The organism is Streptomyces sp. W1SF4, from assembly GCF_003950035.1.
Lineage (GTDB): Bacteria > Actinomycetota > Actinomycetes > Streptomycetales > Streptomycetaceae > Streptomyces > Streptomyces racemochromogenes.
This window is the reverse complement of record NZ_CP034350.1, coordinates 4,280,171-4,297,044: the sequence shown is the minus strand read 5'-3', so window position 1 is coordinate 4,297,044 and position 16,874 is coordinate 4,280,171. Positions and strand designations below refer to the sequence as shown.

Here is a 16,874-nt window from a genome sequence, read left to right as displayed (position 1 = left end):
GGCGGCGCGGTGTGGGTGGCAGCGGCGCGGTGTCAGCGTCCGCGGAGTTGCGTCTTGAGGACCTTGCCGCTGGCGTTGCGCGGCAGGGCGGTCACGAACTCGACCTGGCGCGGGACCTTGTAGTTGGCCATCTCCCGCCGTGACCAGGCGATCAGGTCGTCGGCGGTGAGGGTGGAGCCGGGGCGGCGGACCGCGTACGCCTTGCCGACCTCGCCGAGCCGGGGGTCGGGGACGCCGACGACGGCGACGTCGGCGATGTCGGGGTGGAGGCCGAGGAGTTGCTCGATCTCGGCGGGGTAGGCGTTGAAGCCGCCGACGATGAACATGTCCTTGATCCGGTCGGTGATGCGCAGGTTGCCCGCCGTGTCGAGGACGCCGACGTCGCCGGTGCGCAGCCAGCCGTCGGGGGTGATGGCGGCGGCGGTGCCCTCGGGGTCCTCGAAGTAGCCGCGCATGACGTGGTGGCCGCGGACGAGGACCTCGCCGGCCGTGCCGGCGGGGAGTGTGGTGCCGTCGGGGCCGGTGACGCGGACCTCGGTGTCGGGGATGGCGCGGCCGGAGGTGGCGGCGACGGTCTCGGCGGGGTCGTCGCGGCGGCACATGGTGACGACGCCGCCGGCCTCGGAGAGCCCGTACGCGGTGAGGACGGTGGCGATGCGGAGTTCGGCGCGGAGCCGTTCGACGAGCTGGAGGGGGACGACGGCGGCGCCGGTGACGACCAGGCGGAGGGCGGACAGGTCGTGGTGGTCGCGCTGCGGGTGGTCGAGGAGGGACTGGTGGAGCGTGGGCGGGCCGGGGAGTACGGAGATCCGCTCGGCCGCGATGTTGGCGAGGACGGTGTCGACGTTGAAGACGGGCTGGGGGACCATCGTGGCGCCGCGCATCAGGCAGGCGATGATCCCGGCCTTGTAGCCGAAGGTGTGGAAGAAGGGGTTCACGATGAGGTAGCGGTCGCCCTCGCGCAGTCCGGCGAGTTCGCTCCAGACGGCGTAGCAGCGCAGGGTCTGGGCGTGGGTGATGACGGCGCCCTTGGGGCTGCCGGTGGTGCCGGAGGTGAAGATGATGTCGGAGGGCGTGTCGGGGCGTATCGCGTCGGCGCGTTCGCGGACGGCGGCGGCGGGTACCGCGTCGCCGCCGGCGAGGAAGTCCTTCCAGGTGCGGAAGGCCTCGGGGGCGTCGTCGGCGAGGACGACGACCTGGTCGAGGTGGGGCAGGCCGGGGAGCGGGCCGGTGCCGGTGCCTTCGGCCGCGGCGCGGCGCAGGGAGGCGACGTAGGAGGTGCCGAGGAAGGTACCGGTGACGAAGAGCAGGCGGGCGCGGCTGCGGGCGAGGACGTAGGCGGCCTCGGTGCCCTTGAAGCGGGTGTTGAGGGGGACGAGGACGGCTCCGGCGGTGACGGCGCCGAGGGCGGAGACGATCCATTCGAGGGTGTTGGGCGCCCAGACGGCGACCCGGTCGCCCGGTTCGGTGCCGGCGGCGAGGCAGGCGGCGGCGGCCCGTTCGACGCGGGCGCCGAGTTCCGCGTAGCTGATGCGGGTACGGCCGTCGGCGACGGCCTCGCGGTCGCCGTAGCGCTCGGCGGCGTCGCGCACGAGGGCGGCGACGGTGCGCCAGCGCAGGTCACCGCGCGGGTCGGGGACGTCGACGGGGGTGCCGGCCGGGGTGTCCCGGGTGTCCGCCCGGGTGTCCCGGGTGTCCGCCCGGGTGTCCCGGGTGTCCGTCGGGGCTGTTTGCGGGCCGGTGGTGTCCGTTCCCCTGTGCCCTTCGACGTCCCTGTCGGGGTTCCTGTCGGTGCCGTCCGCGCCCGCGCCCTCGTACATCCGCCCGCCCCTCCCTGGAACCCAGTAGCTGACTATCCGTCAGATTAGCTGTAGCCTTCGCGGCTGTCAGTACTGGCGCACCCGGAGGTGGCGATGGCGGCAACGCTCAAGGACGCTACGGCAATCGTCGGCATCGGCCAGACCGCCTTTGCCAAACGGCTGCCGTCGAGCGAGAAGGAACTGGCCTGCCGGGCGATCCTCGCGGCCCTCGCCGACGCGGGCATCGCACCCTCCGAGGTCGACGCCTTCGCCTCCTACACCATGGAGGAGACCGACGAGGTCGAGGTGGCCAAGGCCATCGGCGCCGGCGACGTCACCTTCTTCTCCAAGGTCGGCTACGGGGGCGGCGGTTCCTGCGCCACCGTCGGCCACCTCGCCGCCGCCATAGCCACCGGCCAGGCCACCGTCGGCGTCGCCTGGCGCTCCCGCAAACGCGGCTCCGGCCCCAGGCCCTGGAAGAACACCGCCGTTCAGCTGCCCACCCCCGGCCAGTGGACCCGCCCCTTCGGACTGCTGCGCCCCGCCGACGAGATCGGCATGCTGGCCCGCCGCTACATGCACGAGTACGGGGCCACCCGCGACCACCTCTTCAACGTCGCGATGGCCTGCCGCAACCGGGCCAACGAGAACCCGGCCGCGATGATGTACGAGCGCCCGCTGACCCGCGAGATGTACATGAGCTCCCGCATGATCAGCGAACCGCTCTGCCTCTTCGACAACTGCCTGGAGACGGACGGCGCCCTCGCCTGCGTGATCGTCTCCGCCGAGCGTGCCCGGGACTGCCGCCAGAAGCCCGTCTACGTGCACTCGGCCGCCCAGGGGCTGCCCGCCCAGCACCACGGGATGGTCAACTACTGGAACGACGACCCGCTGTCCGGCCCCGCCTGGACCGCCGCCCGCCACCTGTGGAAACAGGCCGACTTCGGCCCGTCCGACGTGGACGTCGCCCAGATCTACGACGCCTTCACCCCCCTCATCCCGCTCTCCCTGGAGGGCTACGGCTTCTGCGGGCGCGGCGAGGGCGCCGCCTTCACCGAGGGCGGGGCGCTGGAACTCGGCGGCCGGCTGCCGATCAACACCGGCGGCGGCGGGCTGAGCGAGGCGTACGTCCACGGGTTCAACCTGATCAACGAGGGCGTCAAGCAGCTGCGCGGCACCTCCACCGCCCAGGTGCCGGACGCCGCCACCTGCCTGGTGACGGCGGGCGAGGGCGTCCCGACGTCCGCGATCCTGCTGCGCGCGTGAGGAGCCGACCGATGACCACCGCCGAAGAGACCACCGCAGGGGAATCCCTGCTGCTGCCCGTGCCCGACGAGGACGGCGCCCCCTTCTGGGAGTACGCGGCCCGGGGCGAACTCCGCGTCCAGGCCTGCACCGCCTGCGGCAGGCTGCGCTTCCCGCCCCGCCCCTGCTGCCCGCACTGCCAGTCCTTCGACAGCGAGTGGCGCCGGACGAGCGGCCGGGGCCGGATCTGGTCCTGGGTCCGGCCGCACCCGCCGCTGCTGCCCGCGTACGCCGCGCAGGCCCCGTACAACGTCATCCTCGTCGAGCTGGCCGACGCCCCGCAGATCCGGCTCGCCGGGAACCTGGTCACCTCCGCCGACGCCACGCTGAACTCCGTCGACCCGGCGCGGCTGCGCATCGGCGCCCGGGTGCAGGCCGTGTTCACCGAGGTCGGCGGGATGAGCGTGCCGCGCTGGGTCCTGGAGAAGGCATGACGCTGCGCGTGGAGCGGGACGAGGCCGTCGGGGTCGCCGTCGTCACCCTGGACCGGGAGCGCCGGCACAACGCGGTCGACCTGGAGACCGCCGCCGCCCTGGCCGGGGTGTGGCGGGAGCTGCGCTTCGACGGGGACGTGCGGGCGGTGGTGCTGACGGGCGCGGGCACCGCCGCGTTCTGTACGGGGATCGACCGGTCGGCCGAGGTGCCGCAGCCGCAGTCCCCGTACTCGGCGGACGACCCGCTGATCGCGATCGGCCCGAAGGCCAACGACCTGTGGAAGCCGGTGGTCGCCGCCGTCAACGGCATGGCCTGCGGCGGGGCGTTCTACCTGCTGGGCGAGGCCGAGTTCATCGTCTCGTCGACCGCCGCGACGTACTTCGACCCGCACACCTCGTACGGGATGGTCAGCGCCTACGAGGCCGTGTACATGGCGCAGCGGATGCCGTTCGGGGAGGCGGCCCGGATGTCCCTGATGGGGACGTCCGAACGGCTCTCCGCGCGGCGGGCGTACGAGATCGGGCTGGTGTCGGAGCTGGCGGAGCCCGGGGAGCTGCTGGAGGCGGCGCTGCGGTCGGCGCGGACGCTGGCCGGGTTCCCGACGGAGGCGGTCCAGGGCACCGTGCGGGCCCTGTGGTCGGCGAAGCGGGCCGCGCTGCAGCAGGCCCTGGACCAGGCGCCGGCGCTGATCGCCCTGGGGAACCTCCCGCCGGACCGGCAGGCGGACCTGTTCGCGTCCCGCGCGCCGGGGACGCGGTTCCGGCTGCGCTGAGCCGGGTCACGGGCGGTCCGGCGCCGCCCGACGTGTCGGCATTCACCACCCGACACCCGGAACGCGCTCCTCCGATCTCTCCGCCACCAGCGAAGACGCCCGCCGGGCCGTGCTGCGCGACCGCAAACCGTGGTTGCATCCCGAGCACCGAACCCGGCGGCGGACCGCACCACCCCGCGTCCCTTCGGTGGCAGCGAACCACCCAAGAGGAGCACGGCACAGTGCGCACCATCTCCACCGAGATCACCATCGACGCGACCCCCGAAGAGGTCTGGGCGGTCCTCACCGACCTCCCCCGCTACTGCACCTGGAACCCGTTCATCCGCGAGGCCGCCGGTGAAGCGGTCCCCGGGGAGCGGCTCACCCTGACGATGTACCCGCAGTCCGGGAAGCCCACGACCTTCCGGCCCACCGTCCTGATCGCCACCCCGGGCAGCGAACTGCGCTGGCTCGGGCACTTCCTCGTCCGCGGCCTCTTCGACGGCGAGCACTACCTGCGCCTGTCCGAGGGACCGAACCGCACCACGCGGCTGCAGCACGGGGAGCGCTTCCGCGGCGTCCTGGTCCCCTTCCTCGGCAGGATGCTCGACGGGACCGCGCGCGACCTCACCGCGATGAACGACGCCCTGCGCGCCCGCGTGGAATCGGCCCGCGCCACCTGACGCACCTGGCGCGTGGAAACGGCGGCGGCCCCGCTCCCCGGAGAGGGGGGCGGGGCCGACCGGCACGTGCTGCGGAGTCCTGAATCAGGCCTCGACGGTGCCGGAAGCGGCGATCTCGACCTTGGCCTTCGGGGCGCCGGACTGCGAGCCCAGGGACTCGATCTTGTCGACGACGTCCTGGCCCTCGACGACCTCGCCGAAGACGACGTGCTTGCCGTCGAGCCACGAGGTGACGACGGTGGTGATGAAGAACTGCGAGCCGTTGGTGTTGCGGCCGGCGTTCGCCATCGACAGCAGGTACGGGCGGTCGTGCTTCAGGTCGAAGTTCTCGTCCTCGAACTTCGCGCCGTAGATGCTCTTGCCACCGGTGCCGTTGTGGTTGGTGAAGTCACCGCCCTGGAGCATGAACTGCGGGATGACGCGGTGGAAGCCGGAGCCGGCGTAGCCGTAGCCGTTCTGGCCGGTGGCCAGCTGGCGGAAGTTCTCGGCCGTCTTCGGGACGACCTTGTCGAACAGGCTGAAGACGATGCGGCCGGCGGGCTCGCCGTTGATGGTGATGTCGAAGAATACGTTGCTCATGGGTCCCATCCTGTCACTCCCGGTGCCAACCGCACTCCGGCGGGGCCGCCGACCGGGCCCCCGGCGCGTCGCGAAGGCCCCCGCCGAGGACGGCGGGGGCCTGCCGCGTAGCAGGTCAGAGGCCCGGTGGCTCAGGCACTCGTACGGGTGCCCGTGCCCTTCGCGGCGTCGAGGGCGTAGACGCAGCGGTCCTTGCTGCACGCGTACACCACGCCCGCCTCCGCCACCGGGGCTCCGGTGATCTCCCCGCCCGTCGCCAGCTTCCAGCGGAGCTGGCCGCCCGCCGCGTCCAGCGTGTACAGGCAGTGGTCGGCGGAGCCGAAGTGGACGCGGCCGTCCGCGACCACCGGCGGGCCGGTGATCTCCCCGCCCGCCGCGAACCGCCACTTCGGCGTGCCGGTCACCGCGTCCAGCGTGTACAGGGCGCTGCCCGCGCCCAGGTGGACGCTGCCGTTCGCGACGAGCACCGGGTCCGACGCGGGGCGCGGCTCGGTGGCGATGCGCCAGCGGTCCTTGCCGGTGGCCGCGTCCAGGGCGTAGACGGTGCCCAGGTAGTCCGCGAGGTAGACCCCGCCGCCCGTGACCGCCGGGCCGGGGGCGAAGGCGGGCGGGGCCAGGAAGACCGCCGGGGCCTCGAAATGCCAGCGGACCCGGCCCGAGGCCCGGTCCACGGACAGCACGCGGGTGCCGGCGGCGACGTACACGTTGCCGTCGGGCGCGGGCGTGACGCGGACCGGGACGTTGCCGCAGGAGGCCGCGTCACCCACCGGGTACGACCAGGCCTCCTGCCCGGAGCGGGCGTCCAGCGCGCGCAGCCGGGCGTCCTGCCACACGTACACGGTGCCCTCGTGCAGGACGGGCGCCGCCTCCGGGGTCTCGAAGTCGGACTGGGCGCCGCTCAGCTCCCACAGCTTCTGCCCGTTCGACGCCTCCCAGCCCTGCACGCCGCCGCCGCGGGTGGCCGTGATGACCGTGCCCCGCTCGGCGCGCAGCGCGTACACCCAGGCGTCGGCGTTCAGCCGCCACCGCTCGGAGCCGTCCTTCGCGTCCAGGGCGAACAGGGACGGCCCGTCGGAGGCGTGGATGCGGCCGTCGGCGACCGCCATCGACCAGGCCACGTCCCGCGTCTTGAACTGGCGCCGGCCGCTGCCGACGTCCAGGGCGTGCACCTCGAAGGAGGTGACGTAGAGGAGGTCCCCGGCCACGGTCGGGGTACCCCACACCTCGTTGGACATGCGGAACCGCCACGGCCGCCAGCGCCCGCTGTCCGGCGACGGCCCCGGAGCCGGCACGGACGGGGTCGCCGCCGGCGTCACCGCCGACGCCGGGGTACCGGCCGGCGGGCGCACCCAGCCGGTCGCCGAGTCCGCCGCGGCGTGCCCCGCCGGGGCGGAGGCCGTCGCCCGCGGCCCGGGCCCGATCGGCACCGGCGAACCGCCCAGCCGTACGGGCATGCCGGGCATCGACGACACCGGCACCGGCGCGGGCCCCCGCACCGGCGGCGGGGTCAGCGGCGGCCGGTCCGGGCGCGGCGGCACGGCCTGCCCGGTACGCGGGTCCACGAACGGGTCGGCCGTCCCGCGCGCCGGCCGGCGGTGCGTGGACGGCCCGGGGGCGGGCGCCCGGGAGGCCACGGGGGCCGGGGTGGTCCCCGTACGGTTGCCCGCGCGGCGGGACTCGATCAGCGCGACGGCCCGCTCCGGCAGCCACGCCGAGGCCGTCCCGCTGTCGTCACCGCCGTCGAACAGGTGCGGGGCCAGCTGCGCCTGGAGGTCGGCGGGGGTCGGACGCTGCGTGGCGTCCATCTGCATGCAGGAGTCGATCAGCGGGCGCAGCTCGTCCGGCAGGCCCTCCAGGTTGGGGCCCTCCCGCAGCAGCATGAACACCGTCTCGACCGGGTTCGCCCCGTGGTACGGCGGGTGCCCGGTCGCGGCGAAGACGAGGGTGGAGCCGAGCGAGAACACGTCGCTGGCGCCCTTGACGCTGCGCGAGTCCTTCGCCTGCTCCGGCGACATGTACGCCGGGGTGCCGACCGCGACGTTCGTCATCGTCAGGCGGGTGTTGGACACGCCGCTCGCGATGCCGAAGTCGATCACGCGGGGGCCGTCCTCGACGACCAGCACGTTGGACGGCTTCAGGTCGCGGTGCACCAGCCCCGCGCCGTGGATGGACTGCAGGGCCTCGGCGATGCCGGCCGCGAGCCACCGCACGGCCTGGGCGGGCATGGGCCCGCACTCGTTGACGATCTCCTCCAGCGAGGGCGCCGGCACGTACGCCGTCGCCAGCCACGGCACCGCCGCGCGCGGGTCCGCGTCGACGACGGCCGCCGTGTAGAAGCCGGACACGGCGCGCGCCGCCTCCACCTCGCGCGTGAACCGCACCCGGAACAGCTGGTCCTCGGCCAGTTCCGTGCGCACCGTCTTGATCGCGACCCGGCGTCCGGACGCCGAACGTGCGAGATAGACCAGCCCCATGCCGCCGGCGCCGAGCCGTCCCAGCACCTCGAAGGGGCCGATCCGTCTCGGGTCGTGCTGCGTCAGCTGCTCCACCACTCGCCTCCACTACCTCCCCGTACGGGCCCCTGCCGGACCCGCTTCCACCCGTACGCGGCCGCCTAGGGCACGCGCACCGGTACGGACCCGATTCTGTCAGGCCCGCGCCTGGTCCGGCCCCGCTACGGGGTGTGCGTGGGGACGCGGCTGCGGCCAGAGGTCCACGACGGCTGGGGTGACGGTCGCGGCGACGGTTCCTACGACGGCTGCGGTGACGGTTCCGACAGCAGGGCGAAGACCGCCCCCTGGTTGTCCGCGACGACCGCGATCCGCCCGTACGGCGTGTCGAACGGGTCGGCCGTGACGCGCCCCCCGAGCCGCTGCACGGTGGCGACGGCGCGGTCGCAGTCGGGGACGGCGAAGTAGACCAGGAAGTGCGCCGGCATGATCTCCGGGAAGGCGTCGGTGATCAGGCTGCGGCCGAGGACGGCCGTGTCGGGGCCGGGCGGCCTGCCGGGCGGGGACCAGACGCGGTACTCGACGCCGGTCCCGGAGTCGTCCTGGTCCTGGGGGACGTAGCCGAAGACGTTGGCGTAGAAGACGTCGACGGCGTCGCGAGCGCGCGTGTAGACCTCCGCCCAGCAGTACGTGTACGGCTCGTCCTGCGCCTCGAACCCGTGGTGGGTGCCGGGCTGCCACAGGCCGAAGACGGCCCCTCCCGGGTCGGCGGCCATCGCGGCGGTGCCGTACGGGCCCACGGGCTGCGGGTCCATCACCATCTGGCCGCCGGCGGCGCGGATGCGGGCCGCGCAGGCGTAGGCGTCGGAGGTGTACAGGTACACGCCCCAGACGGTGGGCATGCGGCCGTCCGGTTTGGGGGCGAGGGCGGCGACGTTGCGGCCCCGGCTGTAGGCCTGGGTGTAGCCGCCGTACTCGGCACCGGCGGGATCGGAGAAGGTCCACCCGAAAAGCTCCCCGTAGAAGCGCTTGCCCGCCTCGACGTCCGGGAGGGAGGCGTCGACCCAGCAGGGCGAGCCTTCCGCGAATGCGGCTGCGGCCATGGGGCGGTTCCTTCCGTCGCGCGGGTGGTGCGGGTGGTGCGGGGCGGCCGGTGGTGGGGGCGGCCGGTGGTGCGGGGTGGGGCCGGGCGGGGGCGGTTGGGTAGCTTGGGGGGCTTGTCCGGACAGCGGGCGTTTCATGCCCGTGAACCATGGTCCGCCCGAAAACTTGTCCACAGCCTGTTGATAAGACTATTCGGGGGATACGGCCCGGTACGTACCGGGCCTCCCCCGCCCGAAGGGCGGCCGGAATCCGCCGCCGGGCCCCGCCCGGAGGCCCTTCGGGGCAGGTCGGCGGCCGGGTCACCCCATTTGCAGGCGGCCGAATAGCGCGCCGATCGCCCCTCGGTAAGCTGACGGCATGACAGGACAAGTACGCACCGTCGACGGGCGTGTCGCCGGCCGGCGCGGCCAGGCGACGCGGCAGAAGCTGCTCGACTGCCTCAGCGAGATGCTCAGCTCCTCGCCGTACCGCGACGTCAAGGTGATCGACGTCGCGCGCAAGGCCGGTACCTCCCCCGCGACCTTCTACCAGTACTTCCCGGACGTCGAGGGCGCCGTCCTGGAGATCGCCGAGCAAATGGCCACGGAGGGCGCACAGTTGACCGCGCTCGTCGAGGGCCGGAGCTGGGTCGGCAAGGCCGGCTGGGCCGCCGCCGAGGAACTCGTCGAGGGATTCCTGGAGTTCTGGCGCAGCAACGACGCGATCCTGCGGGTCGTCGACCTCGGTGCCGCCGAGGGCGACAAGCGCTTCTACAAGATCCGCATGAAGATCCTGAACTCCGTCACCAACTCCCTCACGGAGTCGATGAAGGAGCTCCAGGCGAAGGGCAAGGTCGACAAGGACCTCAGCCCGGCCGCGATGGCGGGCTCACTCGTCGCGATGCTCGCGGCGGTCGCCTCCCACCAGAAGGGCTTCCAGACCTGGGGCGTCAAGCAGGCCGAGCTCAAGCCGAACCTGGCCCTGCTCGTGCACCTGGGCATCACCGGCAAGAAGCCGACCAGGTGACGGCGGACCCCCTGGAGGGTCCGCGTCCCACCGCACCCGCGATCAGCGACGCTCCAGGCGAAACAGCCTGATCTCGCGCTCGATGCGCGCCTGGTACGTCGCGTACGGCGGCCAGAACCTCAGCACGGCCTGCCACGCCGCCGCCCGCTCGGCCCCCTCCAGCAGCCGGGCACGTACCGCGATGTCCTGCCCCTGCCAGCTCACGTCCGCGTCCGGGTGCTTGAGCAGGTTCCCGGTCCAGGCCGGGTGGCCGGGGCGGCCGAAGTTGGAGCCGATCAGCAGCCAGCTCACGCCTCCGTCCTCCGGCATGCACGCGAGCGGCGTCGTGCGCGGCTCACCCGTCTTCGCACCCGTGGCGGTGAGGATCACGCCCGGCAGCATCCGGGCGCTGAGCAGCACCTTTCCCCGGGTGAGGCGGTGCACGGCCTTGTCCATGGCGGGGATGAAGTGCGGGGCGATCTTGGCGAAGAGGAGGGTCGAGGAGACCCTCTGCATCAGCCTGACGCCGAGGGCGGCGGACGCGCCGGGGCCGTGGGAAGCGGTGGGAGCCATCAGACGGCCGCCCTCTCCGGGGTCGCGGACGGGTCGAAGAGTCCCGCGTGGTGCGCGGCGTGCGCGCGCAGGCGGTGGACGGGGCCGAACAGCAGCTCGTCGGCGGCCGCCCGCTTGAAGTACAGGTGGGCGTCGTGCTCCCACGTGAAGCCGATGCCGCCGTGCAGCTGGATCGCCTCCCCGGCCGTGGTGCGCAGGGCCTCCAGCGCCTGGGCGAGGGCGAGGCCGCCCTGGTCCGGGTCCCAGGCGGCGTAGTAGGCGGCCGAGCGGGCCGCCTGGACCTGCACGTAGAGGTCGGCGAGGCGGTGCTTGACCGCCTGGAAGGAGCCGACGGCCCTGCCGAACTGCTCGCGCTGGCACACGTACTCCACGGTGCGCGCCAGCGCCCGGTCGGCGGCGCCGACGGCCTCGGCGGCCAGGACGGCGGCCGCGCGGCGGCCGGTGGCGGCCAGGGCGGGGAGGGTGGGGAGGGCGGGGAGGGCGGGGAGGGCGGAGGGAGGGTCGGTTCGGTCGTCCGTCCCAAGCAACTCGGATTTCACGTCGCGCAGTTGGACCCGGCCCTGCGGGCGGGTCTCGTCGAGTGTGGTCTGCCGGTCCCGTACGAGGCCGGGCGCGCCCTCCCGCACGAGGAACAGCAGGGTGCGGCCGCGGGCGAAGCCGCCGGTGTGCGCCGCGACGAGGAGCAGGCCCGCGCTGTGTCCGTCGAGCACCTGCGGCACCTCCCCGTACAGCCGCCACCCCTCGTCGGTGCGACGCGCCTGGACCCCGCCGGCCCGGCCCCCGCCCGCCCAGTCGCCGGGGGTGTTGTCGCCGGTCAGGGCGAGTGCGGCGGCCAGGGCGGGGCCGGGCACGGCGAGGGCGGCGGTCAGCTCGCCGGCGGCGAGCGGCGGGAGCAGGGCGGAGCGCTGCACGGGGGTGCCGAGGGCCGTGATCAGCGGGGCGGCGAGGACGGCGGTGGCGAGCAGGGGGGAGGGCAGCAGCACGCGCCCGGTCTCCTCGCAGGCCAGCGCGAGGTCCCCGGGGGCGCAGCCGACGCCCCCGTACTCCTCGGCGACGGCGATGCCCGGCAGGCCGAGCTGCCGGGAGAGCTGCTGCCACAGCTCGCGGTCGTGTCCCGCGGCGGTCCGGACGGCGGCTTTGACCTCGTCCGGCCCGCAGCGCTTGGCCAGGATCTCGCGCAGGGTACGGCGCATCTCGTCCTGCTCCGCGGTGAAGGCGGCATCCATCGTCGGGCTCCTCCCCGTATCTGACGGGGCGTCATGTTAGGGCGGCGGGGGTGAGATGCACAGGGGGCGGGGGCGCCCTTTGCCGGATGTGGAGGGGGGGTGGGGGTGCGGGGGGTGCGGGGGGCGGGGTGCCGTTCGCCCTCTAGCTTCTGACGGTACGTCAGATGTACCGTCCCCGCATGCCTGGACCCCTGCCTGGACCCCTGTCCGCACCCGTCTCCCCCGCCACACCCCGCCGCCGGGTCGCGGTGGTCGGCGTCGCCCTCTCGGACTGCGGCCGGGTCGACGGCCCGACCCCCTACGCCCTGCACGCACAGGCCGCCCGCCGGGCGCTGGCCGACTCCGGCCTCGACCGCTGCGTCATCGACGGCTTCGCCTCGGCCGGGCTCGGCGTACTCGCGCCGGTGGAGGTGGCCGAGTACCTCGGACTGCGGCCCACCTGGGTCGACTCCACCTCCGTCGGCGGCTCCACGTGGGAGGTCATGGCGACCCACGCCGCCGACGCCATCGCCGCCGGTCACGCCAACGCCGTCCTGCTGGTCTACGGCTCCACGGCCCGCGCCGACATCAAGGCCCGGCGGCGCACGTCGAACCTGTCGTTCGGGGCCCGGGGGCCGCTGCAGTTCGAGGTCCCGTACGGCCACACGCTGGTCGCGAAGTACGCCATGGCCGCGCGACGGCACATGCACGAGTACGGCACGACACTGGAACAGCTCGCCTCGGTGGCCGTCCAGGCGCGGGCGAACGCCGCGACGAACCCGGACGCGATGTTCCGGGACCCCATCACGGTGGAGGACGTCCTCGGCTCCGACCCCATCGCCGACCCGTTCACCAAGCTCCACTGCTGCATCCGCTCGGACGGCGGCTGCGCGGTGCTGCTGGCCGCCGAGGACTACGTACCGGACACGGCGAAGTCCCCTGTGTGGGTGCTGGGCACGGGCACGGCGGTGTCCCACACCACCATGTCGGAGTGGGAGGACTTCACCGTCTCCCCCGCGGCCGCCTCGGGCCGCCAGGCCTTCGCCCGCGCGGGCCTGACCCCCGCGGACGTGGACCTCGCGGAGATCTACGACGCCTTCACGTACATGACCCTGGTGACGCTGGAGGACCTCGGCTTCTGCGCCAAGGGCGAAGGCGGCGCCTTCGTGGAGAAGGGCCGCCTGCTGCGGCAGGGCGAACTCCCGGTCAACACGGACGGCGGCGGCCTCTCCGCCTGCCATCCGGGCATGCGCGGCCTCTTCCTGCTGGTCGAAGCCGTCCGCCAACTCCGCGGCGAGGCGGGCGAGGGCCAGGTGACGAAGCCGGGCGGCCGTCTACCGGAGGTAGCCCTGGCCTCGGGCACGGGAGGCTGGTTCTGCTCCTCGGGGACGGTGATCCTGGGGCGGGGGTAGGGGGCGGGGGTTCCCGGCGCGGGCCCGCTATCTCCCCCTCGACCCCCTGGGGCCGGGCGGTGGCTGCCCACCCGGGGCCCTCAGAAGTCCCGATCCCGGGCGAGGGGCGCGGCTACCCGCACGAACGGTTGATCAGAGCGCCCCGCGGAGCCCCCAAGCGCAGCAGATCGCTACGCGCTCCTCTGGCCTTGGCGGCCGGCGGTCGTCCGGGGCTGGTCTAGGCGTCGATGTCGAGTGCCGTGCCGTACAGGCGGTTCACCTTGAGGCGGATGACCACGCGGTTCTCGGCCACCAGCTGCTCCAGGAAGGCGGCTTCGTCCTGGGGGCGCGCGGCCGCCGGGATCATGCCGAGCAGTTCCCGCCCGATGGCGTCCCCCGCCACCGTGGTGCGCTCGGACACCTCGGCGTCGCCTTCGGCCACGGCGAACGACCACACGTTGCCGCCCTGTACGTGAAGGGCCGCGCTGGGATTGCGGCGCAGGTGACCGACCTTGACCCGGTCCGCCGTCGTCGAGAACCGCACGGTGCGGCCTTCGGGGTCCCAGCTGTAGAGCATCGTGGTCAGGTGGGGGTGGCCGCTCTGCTTGATGCTGGCGAGCGTGCCGAACTGCTGCCGGCCGAGCAGGTCGGAGAGTTCTTCGTCGGAGAGCGGGCGCGGTGCCGCGGGCTTGGTCATGCAGTGATCAACTGCGTTTCCCGTGCGGCAATTCCTGCCGCATCAGATCGCACGTGCGGGATCCCCCGCGGGCGGTCTCAGGGTGGGTTCGAAGGGCCCGGCCCGCCGGGTATCCGGGCCCCTCAGATGCCCGCGATGGGGGCGCGACTGCCTGCACGAAAGGTCGATCAGAGCGCCCCGCGGAGCCGGGTTCCGGGGTCAGGCGAGGTGGATCGTGAAGCGCCTCACGACCGTGGGGGTCGTGGGGGGCGTGGAGATCGTTGTGGAGTGGACCCAGCCGCGCGCCTTCGCGTACTCCCCGGTGCCGCCGGTGATCGCGCTGTCGAAGGGGCCCTGGTCGAGGTAGTTGAAGTACACCCCCTGCGTGGTGAGCTGGCCGCCCGGGAGGATGTACGTGACGAGGCACTGCTCCGCTTCGTCGGCGCCGCCCCGGGTGGTGACGCAGCTGCCGTGGGTCTCGCCGATCTGGTTGTGCTCCTTGTCGAAGAGGAGCGAGCGGACGACGACTTGATCGCCCTGCTTGGGGCTGCCGGGGGTTTCGGGGAGGACGGGGAAGCGGGTCAGCTGCTGCACCTCGGCCGTGACCGTGATGGTCCGGCCCTTGTCACCGGCCTGGGCGGAACCGGTGTCCGTCGCGGCGGCCGCGACGGGGGTGCAGGTGAGGAGGGTGACCAGCGTGGCCGTGCCGAGGCAGGCCGCTCTGATGGGGCGCATCGTGCGACTCCTGAGGTTGAGGTTCGGGAATGGCCGGATAGCGAACTTCCATCCGATTTGGCTCGATTCCCTTCATAGCCCGCCTCCGCCGCGCCGCAGAGCGCCCAGGCGCGACCCACCGGCATGTCCAGCCGGTCGGACCAAAACGGGTTGCAGCCCTAGGGGCCCTAGGCCTAGCCTAGGACCCCTAGGAACAGGAGTATGTGCATGGTGCGGGCCGGACTGACAACAGAACGGGTTACGGTCGCGGGCGCCGAGTTGGCGGACGAGGTCGGGTTCGAGCGGGTGACCATGGCGCACGTGGCCCGGCGGCTCGGCGTGAGGGACGCGAGTCTCTACACGCACGTGCGCGGCCTGGAGGATCTGCGCGGGCGGATCGCGCTGCTGGCGGCGGACGAGAAGACGCTCCGCATCGCGGAGGCGACCGCCGGGCACTCGGGCAAGGGCGCCCTGTTCGCGTTCGCCGACGCGTGGCGGGCGTACGCTCACGAGCACCCCGGGCGCTACATGGCGACGCAGACCTCGATCGCCATCGATCCCGAGCTGGTCGCGAAGGCGTCCGGGCCCCGGCGCGCGGTCGAGCTGACGTACAGCATGCTGCGCGGCTACGGGCTGGCCGAGCCCGACCTGACCGATGCGGTCCGGCTGCTGCGCAGCACGTTCCACGGCTTCGTCTCCCTGGAGGCCTCGGGCGGTTTCGGGCACGCGCGGCCGGCCCAGGACTCCTGGGTCCGCGCCCTCGATGCCCTGCACACCCTCCTGGAGCACTGGCCCCCGTCCCGAGAAGGAGACCCCTCATGACCGGCCTGCGGGTGAACGGCGCGACCCTGCACTACGAGGTGCGGGGCGATGGTCCGCTCCTGTTGCTGATACCGGGAGGAACCGGTGGCGCGGCCTCCCTGGCCGGGATCGCCGATGATCTGGCCGGCGAGTACACCGTCGCGACCTACGACCCGCGCGGCATGGCCCGGAGCACGCTGGACGATGCCGGGGCCGAGCAGCGGGTGGCCGAGCACGCCGACGACGCGTTCCGGGTGCTGGAGCTGCTGTCGCCCGGCGCGCCCGCGCGGGTGTTCGGCGCCAGCTCGGGCGCGATCACCGCGCTGCACCTGCTCACCGCCCGTCCCGAACGCGTCGAACGCCTCGTGGCGCACGAGCCGCCCGTGGTGGAGGTCCTGCCGGACGCCGCCGAACACCGGGTGTTCCTCGCGCGCGTGCAGGAGGTCTTCCGGGCCCAGGGGCTCATGCCGGCGGTGGCGTTGTTCGCCGCCGGCATGAGGGGGGACGGGCCGAGGGAGGACGGGCCGAGGGAGGAGGTCACGGTGCCGGCTGAGCGTGTCGAGCAGACGATGGCCGGTCTGCCGTACTTCCTCGGGCGCATCGTGCCCGGCTTCATGTCGTACGTCCCGGACGTGCAGCGGCTGGGGGTCCTGGCGGACCGGCTCGTGCTCGCCGGCGGACGGGATTCGCGCGGGGAGCTGCCCTACCGTGCGGCTTCCTTCCTGGCCGAGCGGCTCGGCACGGAGCTCCTGCGCTTTCCCGGCGGGCACATCGGCACGACCACGCATTCCGCCGAGTTCGCCGGGGCGCTGCGCAAGGCCTTCAGCGCCTAGGACTTCGGGTTCCAGTCCTTGGCCAGGAGGCCGAGGATGACCTCGTCCAGGTACTCGCCCAGCACCCAGGCCGAGGAGCGCAGGACGCCCTCGCGGACGAAGCCGTTGCCCTCCGCCGCGCGCAGCATCGCCGTGTTGTCGGCCAGCGTCTCGATCTGCATGCGGTGGAAGCCGCGCACGACGAAGCCGTAGTGGCAGAGGGCGGCGACGACGTCCTTGCCGTAGCCCTTGCCGCGTGCGGTCGGCAGCAGGCCCAGGCCGATGTGTGCGCACCGGTTGTGGGTGTCGATGCCCCAGACCGTCGCGGTGCCGACGAGCGAGCCGCCCTCCAGTTCCACCACGGAGAACTGGACGCTGGTGTCCCTCGTGTCGTCCACGACGAGCCGGGGGTCCTTCGAGCCGGGCGTGATCGGCTTCCACGGCCCGGCTTCGGAGCGCGAGCCGTTGACGACGTCGTCGTACAGCTCGGTCCGCAGGACGGGTATGTCGTCCTCGTGCCGGGCCCTGAGCCCGACCTTGGCACCTCTCAGCATGTGAGCTTCCTATCGGGCCGGGCTGACCGGCGGCAACCGAATAAGCGATGCTTGAGGC

Annotated in this window: 17 protein-coding genes; 8 read left to right on the top strand and 9 right to left on the bottom strand. The window is 73.4% G+C overall.

The features are described 5' to 3' along the window. Window positions 1–32 precede the first annotated feature (32 nt). Window positions 33–1,820, bottom strand: a complete 1,788-nt coding sequence (locus D1J60_RS20085; protein ID WP_241253332.1) for a FadD3 family acyl-CoA ligase — start codon at window positions 1,818–1,820, stop codon at window positions 33–35. A 93-nt stretch (window positions 1,821–1,913) separates the two neighbouring features. Here D1J60_RS20085 and D1J60_RS20075 point away from each other — a divergent pair, with 93 nt between their 5' ends. The 4 genes from D1J60_RS20075 (at window position 1,914) to D1J60_RS20060 (ending at window position 4,973) form a co-directional block, all read left to right on the top strand. Further along, window positions 1,914–3,065 (top strand): lipid-transfer protein, encoded by a 1,152-nt coding sequence (locus D1J60_RS20075; protein ID WP_125603476.1) that lies wholly within the window; start codon window positions 1,914–1,916, stop codon window positions 3,063–3,065. A gap of 11 nt (window positions 3,066–3,076) precedes the next feature. Further along, complete coding sequence (locus tag D1J60_RS20070) at window positions 3,077–3,538, top strand: OB-fold domain-containing protein (protein WP_125822032.1); 462 nt, start codon at window positions 3,077–3,079, stop codon at window positions 3,536–3,538. Then, window positions 3,535–4,311: an enoyl-CoA hydratase/isomerase family protein gene (locus tag D1J60_RS20065; RefSeq protein WP_125822031.1), complete on the top strand. Its 777-nt coding sequence runs from the start codon at window positions 3,535–3,537 to the stop codon at window positions 4,309–4,311. The genes D1J60_RS20070 and D1J60_RS20065 overlap by 4 nt, the downstream gene beginning before the upstream one ends. Before the next feature lie 221 nt (window positions 4,312–4,532). Beyond that, the gene (locus tag D1J60_RS20060; RefSeq protein ID WP_125822030.1) at window positions 4,533–4,973 is read left to right on the top strand and encodes an SRPBCC domain-containing protein; all 441 of its coding nucleotides are present in this window, start codon (window positions 4,533–4,535) and stop codon (window positions 4,971–4,973) included. An 84-nt stretch (window positions 4,974–5,057) separates the two neighbouring features. On the opposite strand, the gene D1J60_RS20055 is transcribed toward D1J60_RS20060, so the two are convergent. The 3 genes from D1J60_RS20055 to D1J60_RS20045 all read right to left on the bottom strand — a co-directional run bounded on the left by D1J60_RS20055 (window position 5,058) and on the right by D1J60_RS20045 (window position 9,105). Further along, window positions 5,058–5,552 carry a peptidylprolyl isomerase gene (locus tag D1J60_RS20055; RefSeq protein ID WP_125822029.1) on the bottom strand — a complete coding sequence of 165 codons (495 nt, stop codon included), beginning with the start codon at window positions 5,550–5,552 and terminating at the stop codon, window positions 5,058–5,060. Window positions 5,553–5,683: 131 nt separating this feature from the next. Continuing rightward, entirely contained in the window at window positions 5,684–8,104 is a 2,421-nt protein-coding gene (locus D1J60_RS20050) for a PQQ-binding-like beta-propeller repeat protein (protein WP_206436543.1), read from the bottom strand. A gap of 197 nt (window positions 8,105–8,301) precedes the next feature. After that, entirely contained in the window at window positions 8,302–9,105 is an 804-nt protein-coding gene (locus D1J60_RS20045) for a VOC family protein (protein WP_125822027.1), read from the bottom strand. A 358-nt stretch (window positions 9,106–9,463) separates the two neighbouring features. Here D1J60_RS20045 and D1J60_RS20040 point away from each other — a divergent pair, with 358 nt between their 5' ends. Then, window positions 9,464–10,111, top strand: a complete 648-nt coding sequence (locus tag D1J60_RS20040) for a TetR family transcriptional regulator (protein WP_125604929.1) — start codon at window positions 9,464–9,466, stop codon at window positions 10,109–10,111. A 42-nt stretch (window positions 10,112–10,153) separates the two neighbouring features. Here D1J60_RS20040 and D1J60_RS20035 read toward each other — a convergent pair whose 3' ends face one another. Further along, a complete protein-coding gene (locus D1J60_RS20035; RefSeq protein ID WP_125822026.1) occupies window positions 10,154–10,663 on the bottom strand; it encodes a nitroreductase family deazaflavin-dependent oxidoreductase in 510 nt (169 codons plus the stop codon). Continuing rightward, on the bottom strand, window positions 10,663–11,889 hold the full coding sequence (locus D1J60_RS20030; RefSeq protein ID WP_125822025.1) for an acyl-CoA dehydrogenase family protein: 1,227 nt from the start codon (window positions 11,887–11,889) through the stop codon (window positions 10,663–10,665). The genes D1J60_RS20035 and D1J60_RS20030 overlap by 1 nt, the downstream gene beginning before the upstream one ends. 179 nt (window positions 11,890–12,068) lie before the next feature. Here D1J60_RS20030 and D1J60_RS20025 point away from each other — a divergent pair, with 179 nt between their 5' ends. Next, the gene (locus D1J60_RS20025) at window positions 12,069–13,280 is read left to right on the top strand and encodes an acetyl-CoA acetyltransferase (protein ID WP_125822024.1); all 1,212 of its coding nucleotides are present in this window, start codon (window positions 12,069–12,071) and stop codon (window positions 13,278–13,280) included. 217 nt (window positions 13,281–13,497) lie between these two features. Here D1J60_RS20025 and D1J60_RS20020 read toward each other — a convergent pair whose 3' ends face one another. Further along, complete coding sequence (locus D1J60_RS20020) at window positions 13,498–13,956, bottom strand: TIGR03618 family F420-dependent PPOX class oxidoreductase (RefSeq protein ID WP_125822023.1); 459 nt, start codon at window positions 13,954–13,956, stop codon at window positions 13,498–13,500. A 198-nt stretch (window positions 13,957–14,154) separates the two neighbouring features. Further along, complete coding sequence (locus D1J60_RS20015; protein WP_125822022.1) at window positions 14,155–14,670, bottom strand: hypothetical protein; 516 nt, start codon at window positions 14,668–14,670, stop codon at window positions 14,155–14,157. Between the two features lie 207 nt (window positions 14,671–14,877). Here D1J60_RS20015 and D1J60_RS20010 point away from each other — a divergent pair, with 207 nt between their 5' ends. Next, window positions 14,878–15,471: a TetR/AcrR family transcriptional regulator gene (locus tag D1J60_RS20010; RefSeq protein WP_125822021.1), complete on the top strand. Its 594-nt coding sequence runs from the start codon at window positions 14,878–14,880 to the stop codon at window positions 15,469–15,471. Next, on the top strand, window positions 15,468–16,283 hold the full coding sequence (locus D1J60_RS20005) for an alpha/beta hydrolase (RefSeq protein ID WP_125822020.1): 816 nt from the start codon (window positions 15,468–15,470) through the stop codon (window positions 16,281–16,283). The genes D1J60_RS20010 and D1J60_RS20005 overlap by 4 nt, the downstream gene beginning before the upstream one ends. On the opposite strand, the gene D1J60_RS20000 is transcribed toward D1J60_RS20005, so the two are convergent. Then, the gene (locus D1J60_RS20000) at window positions 16,280–16,816 is read right to left on the bottom strand and encodes a GNAT family protein (RefSeq protein WP_125822019.1); all 537 of its coding nucleotides are present in this window, start codon (window positions 16,814–16,816) and stop codon (window positions 16,280–16,282) included. The two genes, D1J60_RS20005 and D1J60_RS20000, sit on opposite strands and share 4 nt — an antisense overlap. Window positions 16,817–16,874: the final 58 nt, after the last annotated feature.